Genomic DNA, 24,691 nt, shown 5'->3' with positions numbered 1-24,691 from the left:
GCGGGTGCGGTGCCGACAAATCACTGGCCCGACACTCTCCCAGAAATTGAAGGATGTCCTGTATGGCGCTCGCCACCCGGTCCGACCTGCGCAACGTCGCCATCGTGGCACACGTCGACCACGGCAAGACCACCCTCGTCGACGCGATGCTCACGCAGACCAACTCGTTCGACGCCCACTTCGAGGGCGAAGACCGCATGATGGACTCGAACGACCTCGAGCGCGAGAAGGGCATCACGATCCTCGCGAAGAACACGTCGGTGCTCTACAACGGCAAGCACGCGACCGAGTTCGGCGCGGACGGCCCCATCACCATCAACGTGATCGACACCCCGGGTCACGCCGACTTCGGTGGTGAGGTCGAGCGCGGCCTCTCCATGGTCGACGGTGTCGTCCTGCTCGTCGACGCGTCCGAGGGCCCGCTGCCCCAGACGCGCTTCGTGCTCCGCAAGGCGCTCGCCGCCAAGCTCCCGGTGATCCTGCTCGTCAACAAGACGGACCGCCCCGACTCCCGCATCGACGAGGTCGTCTCCGAGTCGCAGGACCTGCTCCTCGGCCTGGCGTCCGACCTGTCGGACGAGGTCGACGACCTCGACCTCGACGCGATCCTCGACGTCCCCGTGGTCTACGCCTCGGGCCGTGCCGGTGCCGCGTCGCGCAACAAGCCGGCCGACGGCTCGCTGCCCGACAACGACGACCTCGAGCCGCTGTTCGAAGCGATCCTGCAGCACGTCCCCGCGCCGAAGTACGACGACCAGCACCCGCTGCAGGCCCACGTCACCAACCTCGACGCGTCGCCGTTCCTCGGTCGTCTCGCGCTGCTGCGCATCTTCCACGGCACGATGAAGAAGGGCCAGACGGTCGCGTGGGTCAAGCACGACGGCACCGTCGTGAACGCCCGCATCACCGAGCTCCTCATCACCAAGGCCCTCGAGCGCTACCCGGCCGAGTCGGCGGGCCCCGGTGACATCGTCGCCGTCGCCGGCTTCGACACGATCACCATCGGTGAGACGCTGACCGACCCCGAGGACGTCCGCCCGCTGCCGACCATCACGGTTGACGACCCGGCGATCTCGATGACGATCGGCACGAACACCAGCCCGCTCGTCGGCAAGGTCAAGGGTCACAAGCTGACCGCCCGCATGGTCAAGGAGCGCCTCGACCGCGAGCTCATCGGCAACGTCTCGCTCAAGGTCCTCGACATCGGTCGTCCCGATGCGTGGGAGGTCCAGGGCCGTGGTGAGCTCGCGCTCGCCATCCTGGTCGAGCAGATGCGTCGTGAGGGCTTCGAGCTCACCGTCGGCAAGCCGCAGGTCGTCACGAAGCGTGACGAGAACGGCAAGCTGCAGGAGCCGTACGAGCACATGACGATCGACACGCCGGAGGAGTACCTCGGCGCGATCACGCAGCTCATGGCCGCTCGCAAGGGCCGCATGGAGAACATGACGAACCACGGCACCGGCTGGGTGCGCATGGAGTTCATCGTCCCGTCGCGCGGCCTGATCGGCTTCCGCACGTCGTTCCTCACCGAGACCCGCGGCACCGGCATCGCCAACGCGATCTCGCACGGCTACGACGAGTGGGCCGGCCCGATCCAGACCCGCATCAACGGCTCGATCGTCTCCGACCGCTCGGGTGTCGTCACGCCGTTCGCCATCACGAACCTGCAGGAGCGGATGACGTTCTTCGTCAACCCCACCGAAGAGGTCTACGAGGGCATGGTCATCGGCGAGAACTCGCGCGCCGACGACATGGACGTCAACATCACGAAGGAGAAGAAGCTCACGAACATGCGTTCGGCGAACGCCGACTCCTTCGAGTCGATGACGCCGTCGCGCCAGCTCTCCCTCGAGGAGTGCCTGGAGTTCGCGCGCGAGGACGAGTGCGTCGAGGTCACCCCGGCCGTCGTCCGCATCCGCAAGGTCGAGCTCGACGCGCAGGCCCGCCAGCGCTCGTACGCCCGCCTGAAGCGTCAGGACGCGTAGCGGCTTCGCAGCTGCGCGACGCGTAGCGGCTTCGCAGCTGCGCGACGCGTAGCGCCCACGGGTACGAGCCCGCACGCACGCCCGCCACGACCGGCCCGGTCACCTCGCACGAGGTGCCCGGGCCGTCGTCGTCCCGACGCCGATCCGCAGCGCGCGGCGCGCAGGGTCAGCGTCAGACCACTTCGCAGGCGATGCCCGAAGCGACCTCGAACGCCTTCCCCGGTCCGTCGATGCGCACACCGAACGCGTTGACCTGCACGCGGAACTCGGTCGTCGTCCCGGTCGGGTACGCGACGAAGAGTTGCCCGCGGCGCATCGCGGGCGAGGTGCAGCGGACGTCGACGCTCCGCGCACTGGTCCAGGAGCTGCTGATGCCGGCGGTCAGCCAGTCCAACGACGGCCCCGTCGGATTGACGGACCCGTTGAGGGTGACCGAACTCGTCACCGTCTTCGTCTCGGCGATGGAGCAGGTGATGCCGTCGGTCAGGACCTGACACGAGGTCAGCGGTCGGAGCTTGTCGATGACACCGGGGCTGGTCGCGATGTGCTGCACGGCGCGGTGGGCGCCACTGGAGGACACGCCAGCTGTGCACCGTGGGTCGGAGCCGGACTTGTCGAACACGAACTCGACACCCGTGCCGGATGCCTGTGACATGGACGTCCACGGGACGCTCGACCGGGAGAGCTCGAGACCGAGGTTCTGCCACTGGCCGTTCTGCACCATTGCATCCCGCGACGACTCCTTGTGGTCGAGGGTCGTCTGACCGGCGAAGTTCTTGCCGTAGACGTACGCGTTGATGTTGCCCTTGCTCCGGCCGTTCGCGGTGATCCGGTACGAGTCGACCGTCGTCGTCCACCGGGTGCCGTCACTGGCGAGTGTCAGGCGCGCTTCACCGGTCATGCCGCCTGCGGAGCACGACACCGTCGTCTCGGTCGAGGGCATGTCGACGAGCGCGGGGGCGATCCCCGCTCCGGACGGAGGGTCGACGGCCGCCGCAGCGGGCGCAGCGGCGATCAGGGTGCTCATCAGGCTGAGCGCGGTCACGGCTACGGTGGTACTCGATGAGAATTTCACATGACACGTTCTAGCAGTGATGTGCCGACTTGTGAAGATGTTCAACTGCTCGAGAGTTGTAGCGTGGTGCGCGTGACCCTCGACCTCCTCTCGCTGTACCAGGACCTGCACGCCCACCCCGAGCTCGGTTTCCAGGAGCACCGCACTGCGGGCATCGTGGCCGACCGGCTCGCCGAGCTCGGTGGCATCGAGGTGACGACCGGCGTCGGTGGCACCGGTGTCGTCGGCGTCCTGTCGAACGGCGAGGGCCCGGTCGTGTGGCTCCGCGCCGACATGGACGGCCTGCCGGTCCAGGAGCGCACGGGGCTGTCCTACGCCAGCCAGCACCGCGGCACCGACGAGGACGGCAACGACGTCCCGACGATGCACGCCTGCGGCCACGACATCCACGTCACGTGGCTGCTCGGCACGCTCGAGCGCCTCGTCGCCACGAAGGACCAGTGGAGCGGCACGGTCGTCGGCGTCTTCCAGCCGGCGGAGGAGGTCATCTCCGGCGCCCGCGCCATGGTCGAGGACGGCCTGGTCGACCGGTTCCCGAAGCCCGACGTGGTGCTCGGCCAGCACTCGGCTCCGGCCCCGGTCGGCATCGTCGCGATCGGCTCCGGCCCGGTGATGGCCTCGAGCGACCGGCTCACGGTGACCTTCAACGGTCGCGGGGCGCACGGCTCCGCACCACAGGCCTCCCTCGACCCGGTCGTCACCGCCGCGTCCGCCGTCGTCCGGCTGCAGACCGTGGTCTCGCGCGAGGTCTCGCCGAGCGACGCCGGTGTCGTCACCGTCGGCAGCTTCCACGCCGGCACCCGCGCCAACATCATCCCCGACCAGGCCGTCATCGAGATCTCGACGCGTGCCCGCAACGAGGAGACCCGTGCGCGGATCATCGCGTCGATCGAGCGGATCGTCCGTGCCGAGAGCGACGCCGGCGGGCTGCCGGAGCCGACGATCGTGCGGTCGCCCGGTGCCGAGGTGACCGTGAACGACGCGGAGTCCGCCGCCCGGGTGCTCGCGGCCGTCAGCGCCGCCGTGCCGGGTGCGCGCGAGCTCGAGATCGGGCTCGCGATGGCGTCGGAGGACGTCGGGCAGCTCGCGACGGCGGCGGGCGTCCCGCTCGTGTACTGGTTCACGGGGATCACCGACCCGGAGCTGTTCCGCCGCGGCGACGACATCCCGAGCAACCACTCGCCGTTCTACGCGCCGCAGGCCGAGACCGCGATCCCGGTGGGCGTCGACGCCCTGGTGGCCGCGGCGCGCGCCTACGTCGCCTGACGCTTCCTTCCCATCGCGCGGGCGGTGGGAAGCGGGAACGGGCGTACCTGGTCGGAACGAAGGACCAGGTACGCCCGTTTCGGCCAGGTACGCGCGAGGCGGACGGGAGGCGCGGGGCGGCCCCGCCGCGCGGGTGACCGCCCCGGGGACAGGACGTTCACAGCCAACTCGCGCCGTGCCTCCCGGCTCACCCGTTACCGTCGGCGCATGCGTTCCCTCCGTACCCCGCTGATCGCCGCCGTCGCTGCCGGCATCGCCCTGGCCGGACTCACCGGCTGCTCCTCCGACTCCGTGAAGCAGGCGACGGACCTCGGGTCCTCGGTGGCCTCGACGGTCGCGGACGGCGTCGCGGGCATCGACGGCAAGGCGATCCAGGACGGCATGTCCTCGGTCGCGGGCGGTATCGACGGTGCACTCGACACGGCGCTCAAGGGCGCCAACGTCACCTCTGACGGCAAGGTGCCCGACGGGTTCCCGTCGTCCGACGTGCCGCTGGTGGACGGCACGGTGCTCGGCGGGGGAGCGGGACCGAACGGCTCCGGGTGGGTCGTGCAGGTGCGCGCCGGGTCGGTCGACGACTTCGCCTCCGCTGCGCAGCAGCTCGCCGACGCCGGCTACACCGAGTCGGCGAAGCGTGCCGACTCGTCGAGTGCCTTCGGGATGTTCCGCAGCGACGGGTACCGCGTCGTGCTCACGTTCTCGGACGGCGACGACGGCGTCACCGCGACCTACATCGTCACGGCCCGCTAGTCCCGTACCCTTGGGGGCGATGTCGAAGGCCTCCGTCACGCGCCCCGAGCGCGTCCTGTTCGTGCACGCCCACCCCGACGACGAGACCCTGTCGTCCGGCGGGACGATCGCGACCCTGCTCGAGCTCGGCGCCGAGGTCACCGTGTTGACGGCGACCCGCGGTGAGCGCGGCGAGATGCTCACCGAGCGGCTCGCACCCCTGGCCGGCGACGCGCAGCGCGTCGCCGCGCACCGTACGACCGAGATCGACGCGGCACTCGCGGCCCTCGGCGGCCCGGCGCACCTGTGGCTCGGCGGTCGCGGTGCGCGGCCCACCGACCTGCCGGAACGCCGGTACGTCGACTCCGGCATGCAGTGGGGGCCCGACGGTCGGGCGACCGCCGCCGACGACGCCCCCGCCGACTCGCTGACCGCCGCCGACCTGGGCGAGGTCGTCGACGACGTCCGTGCCGCGATCCGCTCCACCGGTGCGGACGCGGTCGTGAGCTACGCCGACGACGGCGGGTACGGCCACCCCGACCACGTGCGTGTGCACCACGCTGCTCGGTACGCGGCCCGGGCGGAGGAGGTGGCGTTCGCGATGATCGTCGCCCCGGACACCGGGCACGCCGACGTCACCGTCGACGTCCTGCCGGTGCGGGCGAAGGTGCGTGCCGCCGTCGAGCAGTACCGCTCGCAGGTCACGGTCGACCCGGTCGACCCCGCCGACCCGACCGCGCTGTCGTGGGTGATGCCGCACGGCGTCCGCGAGCACGCCCCCGCGGTCGAGGCCTTCCGGCACGACGCCGACCCGCAGCCCCCGGCACCGCAGACCTACGCCGAGATGTCCGGCCAGGGCAAGGTCGCCGCGGTCGCCGTCGCGCTCGTGCTCGGGCTCGTCACCGGCGGCCTCGGCACCGTGACGCACCAGCAGACCGTCGGCGCCGCCGCGTTCCCGATCGGCATGGTGATCACCACGCTGCTCGTGATCGGGCTGACCGTGGGGATCCGGCTGCTGTACCGGTCGCGGGCGATGGTCGCCGCGATCGGCATCGGCATCCTCGTCGCCACGCAGGTGCTCGTCTCCGTCGGCGGCCAGGGCTCGCCGCTCGTGCTGGCGAACGCGGCCGGGTACGTCTGGACGTTCGCCCCCGCCGTCATCGCCGCCCTGGTGCTCGCGTGGCCGGACCTGTCGGGGCTGCGGTCCCGGACGGCCCCGGGCCGCGAGTAGACTCGAACCCGCTCGTCGAAGGGAGCACCCGAACCGTGACCTACGTGATCGCCCAGCCCTGTGTCGACGTCAAGGACCGTGCCTGCATCGACGAATGCCCCGTCGACTGCATCTACGAGGGCGACCGCTCGCTGTACATCCACCCCGACGAGTGCGTCGACTGCGGTGCGTGCGAGCCGGTCTGCCCGGTCGAGGCCATCTACTACGAGGACGACCTGCCCGACGAGTGGGCCGACTACTACAAGGCCAACGTCGAGTTCTTCCAGGAAGTCGGCTCGCCCGGTGGCGCCGCGAAGGTCGGTGTGATCCACAAGGACCACCCGGTCGTCATGGCCGAACCGCCCCGCGGCTGAGCCGGACACGCACGTGGCGCTCGACCTGCCCGACTTCCCCTGGGACCAGCTCGTCCCGTTCAAGCAGCGCGCGGCCGGGTACGAAGGCGGCATCGTCGACCTCAGCGTCGGTTCGCCCGTCGATCCCACCCCCGAGGTCGTCCGACGCGCCCTCGCCGACGCCACCGACGCGCACGCCTACCCGCAGGTCGCCGGCACCCCCGCGCTGCGGCAGGCCATCGCCGACTGGTACGGCCGCCGGCACGGGGTGCAGCTGACCGAGGCGCACACCCTGCCGACGATCGGGTCGAAGGAGTTCATCGCCGGCCTGGCGCTCTGGCTCGGCATCGGCGCCGGCGACACCGTGGTCTTCCCCGCCGCCGCGTACCCCACGTACGAGCTCGGGGCAGCCCTGGTCGGCGCGGACGCCCTCGCCTCGGACGACCCGGCCGCGTGGCCGGCGACGGCGAAGCTGGTGTGGCTGAACTCGCCCGGCAACCCCGACGGCCGGGTGCTCTCGATCCACGACCTGCGCGTCGCGGTCGACCGGGCCCGCGAACTCGGTGCCGTCATCGTCGGCGACGAGTGCTACGCCGAGCTCGGCTGGGACCCGGAGTACGCGACCACCCCGACCCCCACGATCCTCGACCCCCGCGTCGTCGGCGACTCGTTCGACGGTGTGCTCAGCGTGTACTCGTTGTCGAAGCAGTCGAACCTGGCCGGGTACCGTGCGGCGTTCGTCGCCGGTGACGCCCGGATCCTCGCCGACGTGCTCGCGGTCCGGAAGCACGCGGGGCTGATGCCGCCGCTGCCGGTGCAGGAAGCGATGATCGTCGCACTCGCGGACCAGACCCACGTGCAGCAGCAGAAGGCCCGCTACCGGGCGCGCCGGAACATGCTCCGACGGGCACTCGAGGACGCCGGCTTCCGCATCGACCACAGCGAAGCCGGCCTGTACCTCTGGGCGACCCGCGGTGAGCCCGCGCTCGACACGGTGTCGTGGTTGGCCGACCGCGGGATCCTCGTCGCACCGGGCACGTTCTACGGCACGGCGGGCGGGGAGCACGTCCGGGTGGCCCTCACCGCGACCGACGAGCGCATCGCCGCGGCGGCCCAGCGGCTGGCCAGCAGCCGTCGGCTCGGCACCGCGTAGCGCGGGGACGGACCCCGCGACCGGGCGGATCGTGCATTCCGCCCGGAGCGCAACCGGGGGTTCCCACCAAGTCGTGACCATCGATGTGTGCACGAGCGACAGACGCCGCGATTAGGCTGTCAACGTGACTGACACTGCCAACGACGCTCAGAAGACGGCCACACCGCCCACGACGCCCGTGCCCGTGAGTCCCGCCGCCGAACAGACGGGCGAGACCGCGACGCTGACGTACCCGGGCGGCAGCGCAGAGTTCCCGATCCTGCCGAGCGTCGACGGCGCGTCCACGATGGACATCTCGACGTTCAAGAAGCAGACCGGGATGAACACGCTCGACTACGGGTTCGTGAACACCGGGTCGACCAAGAGCGCGATCACCTACATCGACGGCGACGAGGGCATCCTGCGGTACCGCGGGTACCCGATCGACCAGGTCGCGTCGAACTGCACCTTCCTCGAGGTCGCGTGGCTCCTGATCTACGGCGAGCTGCCCGACGAGTCCGAACTCGCCGACTTCGACGCCCGGATCCGTCGGCACACCCTGCTGCACGAGGACCTCCGGCGCCTGTTCGACGCGCTCCCGCACTCCGCGCACCCGATGTCCGTGCTGTCCAGCGCCGTCAGCGCCCTGTCGACGTACTACGAGGACGACATGGACGTCGACGACCCGGAGAAGGTCGAGCTGCAGACCGTGCGGCTGCTCGCCAAGCTGCCGGTCATCGCCGCCTACGCGCACAAGAAATCCATCGGGCAGGCGTTCCTGTACCCGGACAACGGGCTGTCGTTCGTCGACAACTTCCTGCGCCTGAACTTCGGCACCATGGCCGAGACCTACCAGCCGAACCCGGTGCTGTCGAAGGCCCTCGACCGGCTCCTCATCCTGCACGAGGACCACGAGCAGAACGCCTCCACCGCGACGGTCCGCCTGGTCGGCTCGACGAAGGCGAACATGTTCGCCTCGATCTCGGCCGGCATCAACGCCCTGTACGGGCCGCTGCACGGCGGCGCGAACGAGGCCGTGCTCGAGATGCTGCAGCAGATCAAGGACTCCGGCGAGCCCGTGCAGCGCTTCGTCGAGCGGGTGAAGAACAAGGAGCGTGGCGTGAAGCTCATGGGCTTCGGACACCGCGTCTACAAGAACTACGACCCCCGCGCGAAGCTCGTCAAGGAGTCTGCGGACGAGGTCCTCGAATCCCTCGGCGTGCAGGACGACCTGCTCGACATCGCGAAGGAGCTCGAGCAGATCGCGCTGAGCGACCAGTACTTCATCGACCGCAAGCTCTACCCGAACGTCGACTTCTACACCGGCATCATCTACAAGGCGATGGGCTTCCCGCCGCGCATGTTCACGGTGCTGTTCGCGATCGGCCGCCTGCCCGGCTGGATCGCGCAGTGGCGCGAGCTGAACAACGACCCGCTCAACAAGATCGGTCGCCCGCAGCAGCTCTACGTGGGTGCGCCGAAGCGTGACCTCCCCGCGCGCTGACGCACGCGCGCGGGGGTGTCCGGCCTACGCGTGGAGCGCGGTGTTGAGCTGGATGCCCTCGCCCTTGCGTTGCAGGGCCTCGACCGCGCCGGTCAGGCTGTTGCGCCGGAACAGGACGTTCGGGGTGCCGGACAGCTCGGCGGCCTTGACGGTCTTCGGTGTGCCGTCCGGGTTCGGTGCGGCGCCGACCAGGACGACCTTCGTGCCGGCCGTGACGTACAGGCCGGCCTCGATGACGGAGTCGTCGCCGAGGGAGATGCCGAGACCCGCGTTCGCACCGAGCAGCGCGCGCTCGCCCAGGGAGACCCGGTGCGTGCCGCCGCCGGAGAGCGTGCCCATGATGGACGCACCACCGCCGATGTCGGTGCCGTTGCCGACGACGATGCCCTGCGAGACGCGGCCCTCGATCATGGCGTCGCCGAGCGTGCCGGCGTTGAAGTTCACGAAGCCCTCGTGCATGACGGTCGTGCCCGGCGCCAGGTGCGCACCGAGACGGACGCGGTTGGCGTCACCGATGCGGACGCGGTCCGGCACGACGTAGTCGACCAGGCGCGGGAACTTGTCGATGGCGTGCACGGCGATGCCCGCGCGCTGCAGCGACGGGCGCAGGCGGGTCAGGGACTCCGGGTGGACCGGCCCGGCGTTCGTCCACGCGACGATCGGCAGGTACCCGAAGACACCGTCGAGGTTGATGGTGTTCGGACGCACGTGCAGGTGGCTCAGCAGGTGCAGGCGCAGGTACGCGTCCTCGGTGCTGGTCGGGGCGGCGTCGATGGTGACCTCGGTGGTGACGGCCTCGATCCGGACCTCGCGGCGGGGGTCGTCGCCGACGTGCGCCTGCAGTTCAGCGGGGACCACCGCGTCGGTCGGCAGCGGGCCGAGGTGGGTCTCCGGGTACCAGGTGTCGAGCGTCGTGCCGTCGGCGGCGATCGTCGCGAGGCCGTGGCCCCAGGCGTGCGTCGGGCGGTCGGCGGTGGCGGTCGGGTCGGTGGCAGCGGTCGTGTCGGTCACCGCACCAGGGTACCGACGCACTGGACGGGGGCACCGGACCGACCGGACGGACGCTGCGGAACCGCACCGTGCCTCCCGGGCCGCCGGGCCGCCGTGCCGTGGGCCAGCGCGACGGGGGCGACGGCAGATAAGGTGACCGCATGCCGGAGCAGCTCGACCTCACCGCCTCGTCCATCGACATCACCCGTGCCATCTGCGACATCGAATCGGTGTCGGGGAACGAGCAGGCCCTCGCTGACGCGATCGAGGCGGTGCTCGTACCGCTGCCGCACCTCGAGGTGATCCGGGACGGCGACGCGATCGTCGCCCGCACGAACCTCGGCCGCGACCGCCGCGTCGTCATCGCCGGGCACATCGACACCGTGCCGCTCAACGACAACCTGCCCACCGAGTTCCGCACCGCCGAGGACGGCACCGAGATCCTGTGGGGTCGCGGCACCGTCGACATGAAGGCCGGCTGCGCGGTGCAGCTCAAGCTCGCGTACGACCTGGTCGAGCCCTCGGTCGACGTCACGTGGGTCTGGTACGACCACGAAGAGGTCAGCGACCTGCTGAACGGCCTCGGTCGTCTCGCCCGGACACGTCCGGAACTGCTGGCCGCCGACTTCGCCATCCTGGGGGAGCCGTCCGGCGCGCAGATCGAGGGTGGCTGCAACGGCAACCTCCGCGCCGAGATCCGCACGTTCGGCAAGCGCTCGCACAGCGCGCGCAGCTGGATCGGCGACAACGCGATCCACAAGACGGCACCGATCCTCGCCACGCTGGCCGCCTACGAGCCCCGCACCGTCACGGTCGACGGGCTCGAGTACCGCGAGGGCCTCAACGCCGTCGGGATCAGCGGCGGCATCGCGGGCAACATCATCCCGGACGAGGCGATGGTGCACGTGAACTACCGCTTCGCGCCGTCGCGTTCGGCCGACGAGGCCGTGGCGCACATCCGCGAGCTCTTCGACGGCTACGACGTGACCATCGTCGACCTCGCGGCCGGCGCCCGCCCCGGTCTCGACGCCCCGCTCGCGCAGGACTTCGTGTCGGCGGTCGGTGGCCCGGAGCCCCGCCCGAAGTACGGCTGGACCGACGTCGCCCGCTTCTCGGCGCTCGGGGTGCCCGCGGTCAACTACGGCCCCGGTGAGCCCGTCTTCGCCCACCACGACGACGAGCAGGTCCCGGTCGCGCAGATCACCGCGGTCGAGGCCGGCCTCCGTCGGTGGCTGACGGCCTGACGACGGCCGGGGCCACCCGGCCGACCCCTGCACGCACCCGTTGGCGCGCCCGCTACCGGGTGGTGCCGTGGTGGGTCCGCATCACGGTCGTCTACGTGCTCGCCCGGTTCGTCACCGGACTGATGATGCAGGCCTTCGCGAGTGTGCAGGCGGCGAACTCCTTCACCGTCCAGCACCCGGCGTACCTGTCGTTCGCGTCCATCTGGGACGGCGCCTGGTACCGCGTGATCGCGACCGGCGGCTACCCGTCGACCCTGCCCGTGGATGCGGCAGGGCACGTGACCGAGAACGCGTGGGCGTTCATGCCCGCGTACCCGTTCCTGGTGCGCGGCCTGATGCTGCTCACCGGCGCGTCGTTCGAGTTCGTCGCGGTGGCGGTCTCGCTGCTCGCCGGGCTCGGCGCTGCACTCGTGTTCCGTCGCCTGATGGGGCGTTTCCTCGACCCGGCGCGGGCGACCTTCGCCACGGTGCTGTTCTGCGTCGCGCCCGTGTCGGCGATGTTCCAGGTGGCGTACGCCGAGTCGATGGGGCTGTTCCTGCTGCTCGTCGCGCTGCTGCTCATGGTCGACCGACGGTGGTGGACGATGCTGCCCGTCGTGCTGCTGCTCGGGATGACCCGGCCGACCGGGCTCGCCTTCGCGCTGCTCGTCGTGCTGTTCGTCGGCGCGTGGGCGATCCGGCCCGCGTGGGTGCGGTCGTCGGAGCCGCTCACCCTGCGCCGCCTCGTGCCGCCCGCCGTGGTCGCGGTCGTGTCCGGACTGGTCGGCCTGGCGTGGCCGGCGATCGCCTGGGCCGTCACCGGGGTGCCCAAGGCCTACACCGACACCGAGCTCGCCTGGCGGTCGTCCTACGTCGGGTGGCAGGAGCTCGTGCCGTTCGCGCCGTGGATCCAGGGCTTCGGGTGGTGGTTCCACCAGCCGGCCGGCGGGATCCTGCTGGCCGTCGTGGTCGTCGGCTTCGTGGCGTTCGTGTGCATGCCCGCAGCACGGGTGATCGGGATCGAGCTGCGCCTCTGGGGCATCGCATACGTCGTGTACCTGCTCGCCGTGTTCTTCCCGCAGTCGAGTACCTGGCGGATCCTGGTGCCGATCGCGCCACTGCTCGGCATCGTGGCGCTGCCGCGGTCCCGCGTGTACCGGGTCGCCGTCGTGGTGGCGTTCGTCGGGCTGCAGTGGGTCTGGTTGTACTACTGCTGGTGGGTCGACGGCTACGACTGGACCCCGCCGTGATCGGCACGGCGCTCACGGGCCTGGGCGCGGGCCAGGAGCCGTGCGGCGGGGCCGCTCCGCTCGCGCTTCGGCACCGTCGCTGACATCGGCTCCGGGTCACCCGGTCGCCAGTTCGCCGCCGCCACGACCATCGCGTTGACGGTGGCGATGAACGGCACCGCGAAGAACGCGCCGACGACACCCGCGATCGTCGTGCCCGCGGTCACCCCGAGGACGACCCCGAGTGGGTGGACCTTGACGGCCGTGCCGGTCAGGAACGGGTGCAGGACGTGGCTCTCGAGCTGCTGCACGACCACCACGATGCCGAGCATCACGAGCGCCGGCACCCAGCCGTTGAAGACCAGGGCGATGAGCACCGCGACCGCACCGGCGACGATCGCCCCGACGACGGGGACGAACGCGCCGAAGAAGACGATGACGCCGATCGGGATCGCCAGCGGGATCTGCAGGGCGAGCGCACCGATGGTCACGCCGAGGGCATCGGTGACGGCGACGACCAGCTGGACGCGGATGAAGCTGGTGAGGGTCTTCCAGCCGGCGTGCCCGGCGACGTCGATGCGAGCACGTGCGCGCCGTGGGAAGAGCCGGACGACCCACCCCCAGATGCGCGGGCCGTCGATGAGCACGAACAGCGTCGTGAACACGATGATGAACAGCCCCTCGAGCACGTGCACGGCGCCGGTGCCGGCGGCCTGGAAGCCGGACAGGATCGTCGCGGCGTGCGCCTGCAGGTAGTCGAAGCCGTTCGACACCCACGAGTCGACGTCCTTCGCCGTGATCCCGAACGGCTCGCTGTCGAGCAGGGTCCGCAGGGACTGCACGCTGTGGTGGAGCCGGCGTTCGAGCGACGGCAGGTCGGACCGCACCTGCTCGGTGACGAGCAGCGCCAGCCCACCGAGCGCCAGGACCAGCGCCACCAGGCTCGACAGCACCGCCGTCCACTTCGGCCACCGGTGCCGCTGCAGGAACGACGACATCGGCATGAGCAGTGCGCACACCAGCAGCGCGATGAGGAACGGCACCACGATGTCCTGCAGCAGCACGACCAGGGCCACCAGGAGGGCGAGGCCGGCACCCACGACGAGGATGCGCCAGGTGAACGCCGCGCCGATCCGCAGGCCGGCGGGCACTGCGTCGTCGGACCTGCCGGTCGGCTCGGACCGGTCGGGTCGCCCGCTGAGGGACTGACGGCGCATGGAGCGGATGTTCGGCATCCGCCAAGGTTACGAACGGAACCCGCGAAGAACCGGCGATCCGACACCCCCAACCTGGGCGGTTTCGCAGTTGCCCCATCAATACGAGATAATGAGCGGGCATGTACTGCACGAAAGGGGACATCTGATGGCAGCCATGAAGCCGAGGACCGGTGACGGGCCGATGGAGGCTGTTAAGGAGGGTCGACTCATCATCGTGCGGGTTCCGCTCGAAGGAGGAGGCCGCCTGGTCGTCTCGGTCAACGATGCCGAGGCCAAGGAACTCCATGACGCACTCGCTGAGGTCGTCTCGGCCTAGTAGTCGAAAGCACCAGAACGACGGGTCCGGAGCGTGTACGCGCCGGGCCCGTCGTCTGCGTCCGGGGTGCCGCGCCGTCGGCGTCCGCGCCCGTCGCGCTGTCGGTCGGGTCCGGCAGGATGGCCTCGTGCCGAGGACCCACATGCCGATCCGCCGCGTCGAGGAGTACCGCGACCCGGACCCGATGCCGCGCGACGTGTGGCCGGCGACGCTGCCCCCGGTGCGGCAGCTGCTCGACGAAGGACTCGACCTCGACCCGGTGACGGTGTTCGTCGGCGACAACGGTGTCGGCAAGTCCACCCTGATCGAGGCGATCGCGCTCCGGTTCGGCATGTCGCCCGAGGGCGGCTCCACCCTGGCGAACCACTCGACGCGTCCGTCCGAGTCGTCGCTGTGGCAGCACATCGTCCTCCGCCGTGACTTCGGTGCGCCCCGCGGCGGGTTCTTCCTGCGCGCCGAGACCATGCACGGCTTCTTCACCTACCTCGAGGACAATCCCAACCACTCCCGCCCCGAGCCGGTGTTCCACGAGCGCAGCCACGGTGAGTCGTTCCTCGACTTCGTCATCGACCGCGCGCAGTGGCCGGGGCTCTGGATCCTCGACGAACCGGAGTCGGCGCTGTCCTTCTCCGGGTGCCTGACGCTCATCGCGCTGCTGCGGTCGATCGTCGACAGCGGGGTCGGACAGGTCGTGCTCTCGACGCACTCACCGGTCCTGGCGGCGTTCCCCGGCGCGACGATCCACGAGGTCGGCGAGTGGGGGTTCCGGCGCACCGAGTGGGAGGACCTCGACCTGGTGCGCAACCAGCGGTCGTTCCTCGAGTCCCCGGAGCGGTACCTGCGGCACCTCGAGTGACCGACAGGGGACGGCGCTACGCGGTGACCTTCGTCAGCTGCAGCAGCCCGTCGCCGGCCGGCGAGAGCGCACTGCGCACCGCACCCGACGTCGACACCTCGGTCAGCAGCAGCCGGAAGTCGGTCGTCGCCCGGTCGCGCTTGACGGGGTCGGCGACGCGTCCGCGCCACAGTGCGTGCGGCACCAGGACGGTCCCGCCGAGGCGCGCGAGCCGCAGCCCGTGCTCGACGTACTCGATGACGTGCTCGGGGTCGGCGTCCACCAGGACGACGTCGTACGACGCCTCGTTCATCCGGGGGAGCACCTGGTTCGCGCGGCCAGGGATGAGCCGGATCCGAGCGGGGGCGGTGCCGGCGCTGATGTAGGCGTCGCGGGCGAACTGCTGGTGGTCGACCTCGACGTCGATCGTGGTCAGGGTCGCGTCCGGCGCGCCGCCGAGCAGGTACAGCCCGGAGACTCCCAGGCCCGTCCCGATCTCGATGATGCTCGTGGCTCGGGAGGCTGCGGCGATGACACCGATCTGCGCGCCGATCGCGGGCGAGATCGCCTCGACACCGAGCTCCAGGGAGTGCTCACGAGCGCGGGCGATCGCCTCGGACTCCGAGACGATGTCCTCGGCGAACTTCCAGTTCGACTCTTTCTCTGACACGCACACTCCGTTCGGTTGACAACTCTAGGGGTGCATCGGAGCCGTACGGGTTAGGCTCGCTCACGTGAACATCCCGCTCGACAAGATCCTGATCATCGGGATCATTGCCGTGCTCCTGCTCGGGCCGCAGCGCCTGCCGATGTACGCCCAGAAGTTGGCCGAGTTCGTGAAGGCCGTCCGCCGGTTCGCCGACACCGCGAAGGAGCGGATGCGCGACGAGATGGGCCCCGAGTTCGACGACATCGAGTGGCAGAAGCTCGACCCGCGACAGTACGACCCCCGCCGGATCATCCGCGATGCACTCCTCGACTCCGGCGGCGCCAGCAGCGCCGCCGCGGTCCAGACCGCGCAGGTGACCGCCTCCAAGGTGCGCGCGACGGCTCCCGTCGTGCCGCTGGCCGCGGGAGAAGCGCCGCCGTTCGACGCGGAAGCGCCCTGACGCCCGTCACGTGACCACCTGACGGACGGGAGGCCCGGTGCCAGCTGGCACCGGGCCTCCCGTGTTCGGTGTGGTGACGACTACTTCAGGTCGGCGAGGAAACGATCCGTCCAGGCGAGTGCCGGTGCGCTCGGGACGGAGCTGCAGGTGGACGACGCCGTCGACGAGGCGCAGGGCGTGTCCCGGTCGAGCGACCAGTAGTGGATCCCGGCGAGGCCGTTCGCCTTCGCGTAGGCGGACAGCGTGTCGACGTCGGCGAGGGTGAAGACCTCGTCGGTGGTGTCGTTGACGCCGATCATCGGGGTGACCTCGATCTTCGACGACGCGATGCCGTACGTGTGTTGCAGGTTGGTGACGGCCTGGATCGAGGACTTGCCCATCTGGCAGGTGGAGCCGGAGAGCACGCAGTTCGCGGCGGTTGCGCGGCCGAAGTCCATCGTCATGAGGTTGATCGTGTAGTTCGTCAGGGTCGACGCCTTGATCGCCTTCACGGTGGCGTCGCCGGTGCTGTTCAGCCCGCCGTACGAGCCGTCGCTCGCGGCCAGGGTCGCGAGCGTGAACGAGAAGCGCATGCCCGGGTACTTCGCCTGGGCGAGGGCTGCGGCGCTCACCAGGTTCTGCACGTCCGCGGCGGACTGACCGCTCTCGATGTCGAAGTCGACGCCGATCATGTGCGGGGTCGCGTACCGGGCGATGAACGACTGCAGTGCGGCGCCCGAGCACTTGAACGAACCGGCGGCTCCACCGGTGCTGACGATGTAGTTCACCCCGGCGGCGTCGAGCTTCGGGATGTTGGCGTTCGCGAAGGCATCCGCCGCGACGCCGCCCCAGTTCTCGCTGCCGCACGTGCCGGTCGCGAAGGCGAGGGTGATCGCCTTGAGGCCGGGCTCGCGGGTCGACACCAGGCTGTTGCTCGAGCCGACCACCGGGATCCGCGTCCCGGTGACCGCGGTGTTCATGACGTTCGTGTTCCAGTCGAGGTTCACGGTGATGTCCTTGTACGGGCTGAACACCAGTCCGCTGGCCGTGCCGCCGCTCCCGCCAGTGCCGGGGGTCGTCGTCCCCCCGCCAGGAGGAGTGGTGCCGCCGCCCGTGCCGGAGCAGGCGCCGGTCGACGTCCACGGCTGGCCGCTGCCCGTCGCCCCGGCGTGCGTCGCGGGGTCGTCGCCCTGCGTCCACCAGTTCGCGGTGTAGTTCGATCCGTTCTCGCTGACGGTGGCACCGCCGGAGTAGGCGGTGCCGGCGGTCCACGCGGTCGCGCACGACGGTGTCGCGGCGATGGCCGGTGTTGCGGCGAGTGATCCCCCGGCGATCACTGCGGCGACGGTGGCCACGAGGCCGATCCGTACTCGGGTGTTCTGGTTCACACGGTTCTCCTGTCCTCGGCCGGACATCGTCGTCCGACGGGTGGAGCCCAGGCGGTCACATTCCGCAAGGGCATTGTGCAATGCCCTTGCATAATGCTCCGGGGTGGAACGACCTGTCCATGAACGAACGTACAGGCGTGCGCCAGGTGGACGGCAGGACGCCCGTCGTCAGTCGCGGGTGGCGACGATCGTGTACGTCAGGGGGACCCGGTCGCGATCGGCGTCGGGCCACGCCCACGAGCCGTCACCGGTGTCCTCCATGCGGGGACTGAAGCGCCAGGGCAGGGTGCGCCCCTCGTCCAGGCGGCGGAGTCGGAGTCCGGCGTCGAGCAGGGCGTTCACGATCTCGGACAGCGGGTGCGGCCACTCGAACGTGCGAGTGTTCGCCACGGTGCCGTCGCCGGCGTAGGTGCCGGCGTCGTCCCACTGCTGCGCGGTGCCGTCCGGGAAGTACCGGTACCGGGTGACGAGTTCGTCGGCGGTCTCGTCGAGGGCGTAGAGCGCGGGGTGGCCGTCGCGGATGAAGAACACCCCGCCCGGGCGCAGCAGGCCGGCGACCTGTGCGGCCCAGCGGTCGAGGTCGGCGAGCCAGCAGATCGTGCCGATGCTCGTGTAGACGACGTCGAAGTCGCCGGTGACCGCGGCACGGGCATCGAGCACGTCGGTCTCCACCCAGGTGACGTCGAGGCCGAGCCGTGTCGCGAGGCCGGCGGCGGAGGCGAGCGCCGCGGGGGAGAAGTCGACACCGGTCAGTCGGGCACCCTCGCGGGCGAGCGACACGGTGTCGGTGCCGATGTGGCACTGCAAGTGGCAGACGTCGAGGTCGGCGAGCGTGCCGTCCGGCAGCCACGGCGTCAACACCGGCAGGTCGTCGCGCACGACGTCGGAGCGGTGCGCCGGGTCGGACAGCTCGTCCACGGCGTAGGCGCCCTCGTGCATGGGGACCCGGTCGTCCCAGTTCGCCCGGTTCGTGTCGCGGGCGCGGTCCCAGTCGACGCTGACGTGATCCATGCTCATGCTGATGAGCCTAGGACAGCGAGAGACCCAGCTTCCGTCCGGCCAGTCCGCGCCCCATCGTCGTGATGCCGTCGGCGATCGCGGCGAGGGCGACGGCTGCGGGGTCCTCCGGCGCGCCGAGCACGACCGGCAGGCCGGTGTCCCCGCCCTCGCGGAGCGGCACGGACAGCGGCACGCTACCGAGCACCGGCACGGGGGCATCCTGCCCGCGGGACAGCCGTGCCGCGGTCTCGGCGCCACCGCCCTCGCCGAACAGGTGCAGGACCGAGCCGTCGGGCTGCACGAGCCCGGCCATGTTCTCGATGACCCCGATCACCCGCTGGCCCGTCTGTCGTGCGACGGTCCCGCTGCGCTCGGCGACGTCGGCCGCGGCCGCCTGGGGTGTGGTGACGACCAGGACCTCGGCGTGCGGGAGGAGCTGACCGACCGAGATCGCGACGTCACCGGTGCCGGGCGGCAGGTCGAGCAGGAGCAGGTCCAGGTCGCCGAAGAACACGTCGGTCAGGAACTGGTTCACGGTGCGGTGCAGCATCGGACCGCGCCAGGACACCGCGGTGGAGGCGTCGTCGACGAACATGCCGATCGACACGACCTTCACGTCGTGGGCGACGGGCGGCAGGATCATGCTGTCCACCCGGGTCGGACGCGGCGCGACGCCGTGCTCGTCGGTCAGACCCATCAGCCCGGGGATGCTGAAGCCGTGCACGTCGACGTCGACGATCCCGACCCGCAGGCCCCGGCGGGCGAGCGCGACGGCGAGGTTGGCGGTGACCGTCGACTTGCCGACGCCGCCCTTGCCGCTCGTGACGGCGATCACCCGGGTGAGCGAGTCCGCCGTGAACTGGATGCCGTTCGGCCGGCCGGCCCGCAGGCGTTCGGTCAGCGCGGCGCGCGTCGCGGGGGCCATCACCGACACGTCGACGTCGACCGAGGACACCCCGTCCACGGAACCGGCGGCGACGCGCACGTCGCGCTCGATGGTGTCGGCGGCGGGGCACCCCACGATCGTGAGCTGCAGGTCGACGCGCACCGCGCCTCCTGGCTGCACGTCGACCCCACGGATCATGTCGAGCTCCGTGACGGGCCGACGGATCTCGGGGTCGATCACGCGGCCGAGCGCAGCGAGGACCGCCGTGCCCATCTGCTCGTCGGCGGGAGCCGTGTCAGCCACGGGTGGAGCTGCCGGGCTCGTTCGCGTAGCCGGCGTCGTCGGCGTCGCGCCGGTCGAGTTCCTCGAGCAGGGACCGCAGCTCGGCGCGGATGAAGTCCTTCGACGCCATGTCGCGCATCGCCAGCCGGAGCGCGACGACCTCGCGCGCCAGGTACTCGGTGTCCGCCAGGTTGCGCTCCGCACGCTGCCGGTCCTGCTCGAACTGCACGCGGTCGCGGTCGTCCTGCCGGTTCTGCGCGAGCAGGATGAGCGGGGCGGCGTACGAGGCCTGCAGCGACAGCACCAGGGTCAGTGCGGTGAAGCCGATCGCGGCGGAGTCGAACTGCCACGGCTTCGGCGCGAGGGTGTTGTAGCCCATCCAGACCACACAGAACAGGGTGAGGCCGATGAGGAACCACGGCGTGCCCATGCCCCGTGCGATGCCCTCGGTCGCGCGACCGAACGTGTCACCGCGTCCGCCACGACGGCGGGTCGGGAGCACGCGCGTGCGCATGCCCTTGGGGGAGTCGAGGCGGACGTCGGAGCGCTCGCGATCACGACGGTTCTCATCCGTTCGGGCCACGGGTGGTCCTCCTTCCCGTCGTCACGGGTGTCTTGCGCGGGCGTTGGCGTGGAAGCGGTGAGGGTTCCCCCTCGCCCTGACTTCGCCAGTCGTCCGGCAGGACGTGGTCGAGGACATCGTCGATCGTCACCACCCCGACGAGGCGGTGGGCGTCGTCGACCACGGGGACGGACAGCAGGTTGTAGGTCGCCATCACGCGGGTGACCTCGGCTGCGCTCGCGTCGACCCGGACCGGTTCGGTCTGCTGGTCGATGAGCGTGCCGAGCCGTTCGTTCGGCGGGTAGCGGAGCATGCGCTGGAAGTGCACCAGCCCGAGGAACCGACCGGTCGGCGGCTCGTACGGCGGCAGCGTGACGCACACCGCGGCGCCGAGCACCGGGGCGAGGTCGTGGCGGCGGACGAGCGCGAGCCCCTCGGCGACGGTCGCGTCGGCGGAGACGATGACGGGCTCGGTGGTCATCAGACCACCGGCGGTGTCCGGCTCGTACTCCAGGAGCATGCGGACGTCCTGCGCCTCCTCCGGCTCCATGAGCTGCAGGAGTGCCTCGCTCCGTTCGTCGGAGAACTGCGCGAGGACGTCGGCGGCGTCGTCCGGCTGCATCTGGTCGAGCACGTCGGCCGCACGGGAGTCCTCGAGCCGCGACAGGATCTCGACGCGCTCCTGGTCGGGCATCTCCTCGAGCACGTCGGCCAGTCGGTCGTCGGGGAGCTCTTCGGCGACCTCGAACCGGCGTTCCTCCGGCAGGTCGAGCAGCGTGCTCGCCAGGTCGGCGGGCACCAGGTCGGAGTACGCGGCGATGACGTGCTCGGCGGACTGGGCCTCGCCGGGGAGCTCGTCCTCGGTGACCTCGTTCCACGTCGCGAACGTCGTCGGGCCCTTGCCGAACGGCGACGGTGTGGTCTTCGGCTTGCGGAGGAAGAGCTGCGCGACCTCCCAGTCGCCCTGCCCGCGGTCCTCGATCGCGACGTCCTCGATCGTGGCGCGGATGCGCTGGTTCTTGATGAGCACCTTGCGACCGAGCATCTCGGCGATCACCCGCACCTCTCCGCCGCGCTGCTCGAAGCGGCGCATGTTGACGAGCCCGGTGGTGATGACCTGGCCGGCACCGATCGAGGTGATGCGACCGACGCTGACGAAGATGCGGCGCTTGCCCGGTACCTCGACGATCAACCCCACGACGTGCGGGGGATCGGCCCGGCGGTAGACCACCAGGACGTCCCGGACCTTGCCCACGCGGTCGCCCGCGGGGTCGAAGACGGAGCACCCGGCGAGGCGGGCGACGAAGACCTTCGTGGCGCTCACCCGACCCAGCGTAGTCGGTTGCGTGCTGGCGCTTCCCCGGCGGTGCACGTGCGATTGCAAGGTGCGCGGTGAATGATGGCTGTGTGAGCAATCAGAGTCCCTTCGCCGGCAGGACCGCCCAGGCCTTCCCGACGCTGCCCAAGGGCGACGTCCTCGGCACGTACGACAGCTACCCCGATGCGCAGCGCGTCGTGGCGAAGCTCGCGGACGCCGACTTCCCGGTCAACCAGCTCTCGATCGTGGGCAACGACCTGAAGACCGTCGAGCGCGTCACTGGCAAGATGACCTACGGCCGTGCGGCGATCGCCGGAGCACTGTCCGGTCTCTGGCTCGGCATCTTCTTCGGCATCGTGCTCACCCTGTTCTCCCCGAGCGCCGGCGGCCTGATCCTCGCCGCCGCGATCATCGGCGCCGCGTTCGGCATGCTCTACGGCATCGTCTCGTTCGCGATCACCAAGCGGCAGCGCGACTTCACGAGCGTCCACCAGGTGCTCGCCACCAACTACCAGATCGTCGTCAACCCGCAGCTGACCGGTCAGGCGCAACGCATCCTCGGGGAGCACGGCGCGACGCCGTCCACACACTGGAACGAGCAGCCCCAGCAGGGCGCTCCCGGAGCACCGGTGCAGGGACAGCAGCCGTGGCGCCCCACCCCGCCGCAGCAGCAGTCGCCGTACGGCGGACACGCGACACCCCACCAGCAGCCAGGAGGCCCGCAGCAGCCCGGCACGTCGGCCCCCGGCGGGCAGACGGATGCGCCCACGGCCCCGCCGCGGTACGGCACGAACGACGGACCCCGGTACGGGGAGCACGCAGACCCGTCCGCTGCCGCACCCGCCGACCGACCCACCTCGGGTGGGCCGGCGATCCCCGAGCGTCGTCCGCAGGACCCGCCGCAGTACGGCGAGCGGGTGCCCGGTGCGACGCCGCCGGCACCGTCGTCTTCGTCGACCCCGTCGTCCCCGTCGTCCCCGAAGGGCGACGAGCGCCCCTGACGCCTGCAGGGTCGGTGTTCCCGGGGCCGGTGTGCTCGGGGCCGGTGTGCTCGGGCTACAGCACCTTCGAGTAGCAGATCGACAGCGGGGCGCCGACGTACGGACCGAAGTTGGCGATGCGCGTGAAGCCCTCGCGCTCGTAGAACCCGACGGCGCGCTTCTGCTCGTTCCCCGTCTCGAGCACGAGCGCCGGTGACCCGAGGTCGAGCGCGGCCTCTTCGAGCCGGCGCAGCAGCGCGGCCGCCACACCCGAGCCGCGGGACTCCGGCCGGACGTACATGCGCTTGATCTCGGTGATGCCGTCGTCGACGACCCGCAGTCCGCCGCACGCCAGCGGAGTACCGGCTTCGTCGCGCGCCAGGAAGAACACCGCGATGGAGTCTGCCGTCGGCTTGTCGCCGGGTTCGGTGTCGCCGCCGTAGGCGCGGTCGATCTCCAGGCGCTGCGCGGCCCGGAGCCGCTGCGCGTCGGGGGAGTCGAAGTGCTCGACCTCGATCGAGAACTGCTGCGTGCGGGTGTCGGAGGAGGCGTCGGGCGTCGTCACCCGCTCAGGCTAGCGGCCGGAGCGGGCGATCCACCCCTCCACTTCCGAGGGGGTCCGGGGGATGCCGATCGACAGGTTCTCGGCCCCGTCCTCGGTGACCAGGATGTCGTCCTCGATCCGGACGCCGATGCCGCGGAACTCCTCGGGCACCGTCAGGTCGTCCTGCTGGAAGTACAGACCGGGCTCGATCGTGAACACCATGCCGGGCTGCACGACGCCGTCGATGTACATCTCGCGACGGGCCTTCGCGCAGTCGTGCACGTCGAGGCCGAGGTGGTGGCTCGTGCCGTGCACCATGTAGCGGCGGTGGAACTGGTTGTCCGGCTCGAGCGACTCTTCCGACGAGACGGGCAGGAAGCCCCACTCGGCGGTCTTGCGGGCGATGACCTCCATCGCGGTGGCGTGCACCTGGCGGAACGTGATGCCCGGCTTGACGATGGCGAACGCGGCGTCGGCCGCCTCGAGCACGGCGTCGTAGACCATGCGCTGCACGGGCGAGAACGTGCCGCTGACCGGCAGCGTGCGGGTGATGTCGGCCGTGTAGAACGAGTCGACCTCGACCCCGGCGTCGATGAGGATCAGGTCACCCGGCTGCACGGCGCCGTCGTTCCGGGTCCAGTGCAGGATGCAGGCGTGGTGGCCCGAGGCGGCGATCGTGTCGTAGCCGACCGTGTTGCCGTCGGCACGAGCCCGGCGGTTGAAGGTGCCCTCGACGATGCGCTCGCCCCGCTGGTGCGCCAGGACGGCGTCGAAGTCGGCGATCACGTCGTCGAAGCCGTGCTTGGTGGCGTCGACGGCCTTGCGGAGCTCGCCCACCTCGTACGCGTCCTTCACCAGGCGCTGCTCGGACAGGTCACGGGCGAGGACGTCGTCGGTCGCCGGTGCGTCGTCGGTCTCCGGAGCGCCGCCGACCGCGCTGCCGAGTCGTGCGTCGAGGGTGCGGGTCAGGTCGTCGTCGGCCTCGCGCACGAGCAGCGCCGAGGCGTCGAGTCCGTCGGCGACGTCCGAGAAGGAGCCGAGGTCGGCCGTGGCCAGCCCGAGGTCGGCGGCGACGGCGTCGAGCGACGGACGCGGGCCGACCCAGAACTCGCCGATCTCGGGGTTCGCGTAGAACTCTTCCGAATCACGACCGGCCGTGGCGCGGAAGTAGAGCGTGGCGTCGTGCCCGGAGCCGTTCGGCGTCATCACGAGGACGGAACCGACGACGGTGTCGGTGCCCCACCCGGTCAGGTGCGCGAAGGTGGAGTGCGGGCGGAACGGGTAGTCGCAGTCGTTCGAGCGGACCTTGGCCTGCCCGGCGGGGACGACGATCGTGCGGCCCGGGTGCAGCTCGGAGATGCGGGCCCGACGCTCGGCGGCGAAGGCGGCCTGCTCGCGGGGCTCGGGGATCGTCTGCTCGCGGTCGGCCCACTGCGACCCGATGAAGTCCTTGAAGGTCGAGGACCCGGGGGTCGTGGAACGGTTGCTCGTCGCGCGGGGAGTCGTGTCGGCCATGCCCCCATCATCGCACCGCGCTGCACCGGCGTCCTGTGCGGCCCCTCACCTGTGGATAGCATTGT

Annotated in this window: 24 protein-coding genes; 13 read left to right on the top strand and 11 right to left on the bottom strand. The window is 70.7% G+C overall.

Going from position 1 to position 24,691, the window contains the following annotated elements; translation table 11 throughout:
• Positions 1 to 62: 62 nt before the first annotated feature.
• A complete protein-coding gene (typA, locus tag ITJ60_RS13380) occupies positions 63 to 1,985 on the top strand; it encodes a translational GTPase TypA (RefSeq protein WP_111084979.1) in 1,923 nt (640 codons plus the stop codon).
• Between the two features lie 172 nt (positions 1,986 to 2,157).
• Here typA and ITJ60_RS13375 read toward each other — a convergent pair whose 3' ends face one another.
• Positions 2,158 to 3,030, bottom strand: a complete 873-nt coding sequence (locus tag ITJ60_RS13375; RefSeq protein WP_194648249.1) for a hypothetical protein — start codon at positions 3,028 to 3,030, stop codon at positions 2,158 to 2,160.
• Between the two features lie 102 nt (positions 3,031 to 3,132).
• On the opposite strand from ITJ60_RS13375, the gene ITJ60_RS13370 reads away from it, so the two are divergent.
• The 6 genes from ITJ60_RS13370 to ITJ60_RS13345 all read left to right on the top strand — a co-directional run bounded on the left by ITJ60_RS13370 (position 3,133) and on the right by ITJ60_RS13345 (position 9,254).
• Positions 3,133 to 4,326 (top strand): amidohydrolase, encoded by a 1,194-nt coding sequence (locus tag ITJ60_RS13370; protein ID WP_194648248.1) that lies wholly within the window; start codon positions 3,133 to 3,135, stop codon positions 4,324 to 4,326.
• 207 nt (positions 4,327 to 4,533) lie between these two features.
• Positions 4,534 to 5,076, top strand: coding sequence for a hypothetical protein (locus tag ITJ60_RS13365; RefSeq protein WP_123673112.1), 543 nt, complete (start codon positions 4,534 to 4,536; stop codon positions 5,074 to 5,076).
• A 19-nt stretch (positions 5,077 to 5,095) separates the two neighbouring features.
• Positions 5,096 to 6,286 carry a PIG-L family deacetylase gene (locus ITJ60_RS13360; protein WP_194648247.1) on the top strand — a complete coding sequence of 397 codons (1,191 nt, stop codon included), beginning with the start codon at positions 5,096 to 5,098 and terminating at the stop codon, positions 6,284 to 6,286.
• A 35-nt stretch (positions 6,287 to 6,321) separates the two neighbouring features.
• Positions 6,322 to 6,639, top strand: coding sequence for a ferredoxin (gene fdxA, locus ITJ60_RS13355; RefSeq protein ID WP_069711637.1), 318 nt, complete (start codon positions 6,322 to 6,324; stop codon positions 6,637 to 6,639).
• Positions 6,640 to 6,652: 13 nt separating this feature from the next.
• Positions 6,653 to 7,771, top strand: coding sequence for a succinyldiaminopimelate transaminase (gene dapC / locus ITJ60_RS13350; RefSeq protein WP_194648246.1), 1,119 nt, complete (start codon positions 6,653 to 6,655; stop codon positions 7,769 to 7,771).
• 184 nt (positions 7,772 to 7,955) lie between these two features.
• Positions 7,956 to 9,254 (top strand): citrate synthase, encoded by a 1,299-nt coding sequence (locus ITJ60_RS13345; protein WP_123340789.1) that lies wholly within the window; start codon positions 7,956 to 7,958, stop codon positions 9,252 to 9,254.
• A gap of 24 nt (positions 9,255 to 9,278) precedes the next feature.
• On the opposite strand, the gene dapD is transcribed toward ITJ60_RS13345, so the two are convergent.
• A complete protein-coding gene (dapD, locus tag ITJ60_RS13340; protein ID WP_194648245.1) occupies positions 9,279 to 10,265 on the bottom strand; it encodes a 2,3,4,5-tetrahydropyridine-2,6-dicarboxylate N-succinyltransferase in 987 nt (328 codons plus the stop codon).
• Positions 10,266 to 10,405: 140 nt separating this feature from the next.
• On the opposite strand from dapD, the gene dapE reads away from it, so the two are divergent.
• Together dapE and ITJ60_RS13330 are read left to right on the top strand one after the other, a co-directional pair.
• Complete coding sequence (gene dapE / locus ITJ60_RS13335) at positions 10,406 to 11,488, top strand: succinyl-diaminopimelate desuccinylase (protein ID WP_194648244.1); 1,083 nt, start codon at positions 10,406 to 10,408, stop codon at positions 11,486 to 11,488.
• A complete protein-coding gene (locus ITJ60_RS13330; protein ID WP_194648243.1) occupies positions 11,473 to 12,717 on the top strand; it encodes a hypothetical protein in 1,245 nt (414 codons plus the stop codon). Before dapE ends, ITJ60_RS13330 begins: the two co-directional genes overlap by 16 nt.
• Here ITJ60_RS13330 and ITJ60_RS13325 read toward each other — a convergent pair.
• Positions 12,696 to 13,931: an AI-2E family transporter gene (locus tag ITJ60_RS13325; RefSeq protein ID WP_228510222.1), complete on the bottom strand. Its 1,236-nt coding sequence runs from the start codon at positions 13,929 to 13,931 to the stop codon at positions 12,696 to 12,698. The genes ITJ60_RS13330 and ITJ60_RS13325 overlap by 22 nt on opposite strands.
• Before the next feature lie 127 nt (positions 13,932 to 14,058).
• On the opposite strand from ITJ60_RS13325, the gene ITJ60_RS13320 reads away from it, so the two are divergent.
• Positions 14,059 to 14,229 (top strand): DUF3117 domain-containing protein, encoded by a 171-nt coding sequence (locus tag ITJ60_RS13320; RefSeq protein WP_017887054.1) that lies wholly within the window; start codon positions 14,059 to 14,061, stop codon positions 14,227 to 14,229.
• Positions 14,230 to 14,356: 127 nt separating this feature from the next.
• Positions 14,357 to 15,085, top strand: coding sequence for an AAA family ATPase (locus tag ITJ60_RS13315; RefSeq protein WP_194648242.1), 729 nt, complete (start codon positions 14,357 to 14,359; stop codon positions 15,083 to 15,085).
• 16 nt (positions 15,086 to 15,101) lie between these two features.
• Here ITJ60_RS13315 and ITJ60_RS13310 read toward each other — a convergent pair whose 3' ends face one another.
• Positions 15,102 to 15,734, bottom strand: a complete 633-nt coding sequence (locus ITJ60_RS13310; protein WP_123294100.1) for an O-methyltransferase — start codon at positions 15,732 to 15,734, stop codon at positions 15,102 to 15,104.
• Positions 15,735 to 15,798: 64 nt separating this feature from the next.
• Between ITJ60_RS13310 and ITJ60_RS13305 the strand changes: the two genes are divergently transcribed.
• Positions 15,799 to 16,173 carry a twin-arginine translocase TatA/TatE family subunit gene (locus ITJ60_RS13305; RefSeq protein WP_194648241.1) on the top strand — a complete coding sequence of 125 codons (375 nt, stop codon included), beginning with the start codon at positions 15,799 to 15,801 and terminating at the stop codon, positions 16,171 to 16,173.
• 80 nt (positions 16,174 to 16,253) lie between these two features.
• Here ITJ60_RS13305 and ITJ60_RS13300 read toward each other — a convergent pair whose 3' ends face one another.
• From ITJ60_RS13300 to ITJ60_RS13280, 5 genes are all read right to left on the bottom strand, one after another.
• On the bottom strand, positions 16,254 to 17,540 hold the full coding sequence (locus tag ITJ60_RS13300) for a carbohydrate-binding protein (RefSeq protein WP_228510220.1): 1,287 nt from the start codon (positions 17,538 to 17,540) through the stop codon (positions 16,254 to 16,256).
• A gap of 168 nt (positions 17,541 to 17,708) precedes the next feature.
• Entirely contained in the window at positions 17,709 to 18,557 is an 849-nt protein-coding gene (locus ITJ60_RS13295) for a class I SAM-dependent methyltransferase (protein WP_194648240.1), read from the bottom strand.
• A gap of 10 nt (positions 18,558 to 18,567) precedes the next feature.
• Positions 18,568 to 19,698, bottom strand: a complete 1,131-nt coding sequence (locus tag ITJ60_RS13290) for an Mrp/NBP35 family ATP-binding protein (RefSeq protein ID WP_194648331.1) — start codon at positions 19,696 to 19,698, stop codon at positions 18,568 to 18,570.
• A gap of 22 nt (positions 19,699 to 19,720) precedes the next feature.
• On the bottom strand, positions 19,721 to 20,221 hold the full coding sequence (locus ITJ60_RS13285; RefSeq protein WP_111085044.1) for a DUF1003 domain-containing protein: 501 nt from the start codon (positions 20,219 to 20,221) through the stop codon (positions 19,721 to 19,723).
• A 52-nt stretch (positions 20,222 to 20,273) separates the two neighbouring features.
• Positions 20,274 to 21,593: a magnesium transporter MgtE N-terminal domain-containing protein gene (locus tag ITJ60_RS13280; protein WP_111084991.1), complete on the bottom strand. Its 1,320-nt coding sequence runs from the start codon at positions 21,591 to 21,593 to the stop codon at positions 20,274 to 20,276.
• 83 nt (positions 21,594 to 21,676) lie between these two features.
• On the opposite strand from ITJ60_RS13280, the gene ITJ60_RS13275 reads away from it, so the two are divergent.
• Complete coding sequence (locus tag ITJ60_RS13275) at positions 21,677 to 22,588, top strand: general stress protein (RefSeq protein WP_194648239.1); 912 nt, start codon at positions 21,677 to 21,679, stop codon at positions 22,586 to 22,588.
• Between the two features lie 55 nt (positions 22,589 to 22,643).
• Here the strand turns inward: ITJ60_RS13275 and ITJ60_RS13270 are convergent, their stop codons facing one another.
• Together ITJ60_RS13270 and ITJ60_RS13265 are read right to left on the bottom strand one after the other, a co-directional pair.
• Entirely contained in the window at positions 22,644 to 23,132 is a 489-nt protein-coding gene (locus ITJ60_RS13270; protein WP_194648238.1) for a GNAT family N-acetyltransferase, read from the bottom strand.
• A gap of 9 nt (positions 23,133 to 23,141) precedes the next feature.
• Positions 23,142 to 24,626 (bottom strand): aminopeptidase P family protein, encoded by a 1,485-nt coding sequence (locus tag ITJ60_RS13265; RefSeq protein ID WP_194648237.1) that lies wholly within the window; start codon positions 24,624 to 24,626, stop codon positions 23,142 to 23,144.
• Positions 24,627 to 24,691: the final 65 nt, after the last annotated feature.

The organism is Curtobacterium sp. VKM Ac-2884 (assembly GCF_015350945.1).
Taxonomy (GTDB): domain Bacteria; phylum Actinomycetota; class Actinomycetes; order Actinomycetales; family Microbacteriaceae; genus Curtobacterium.
The sequence above is the reverse complement of the archived record's forward strand: the minus strand, read 5'-3'. Positions and strand labels throughout refer to the sequence as shown.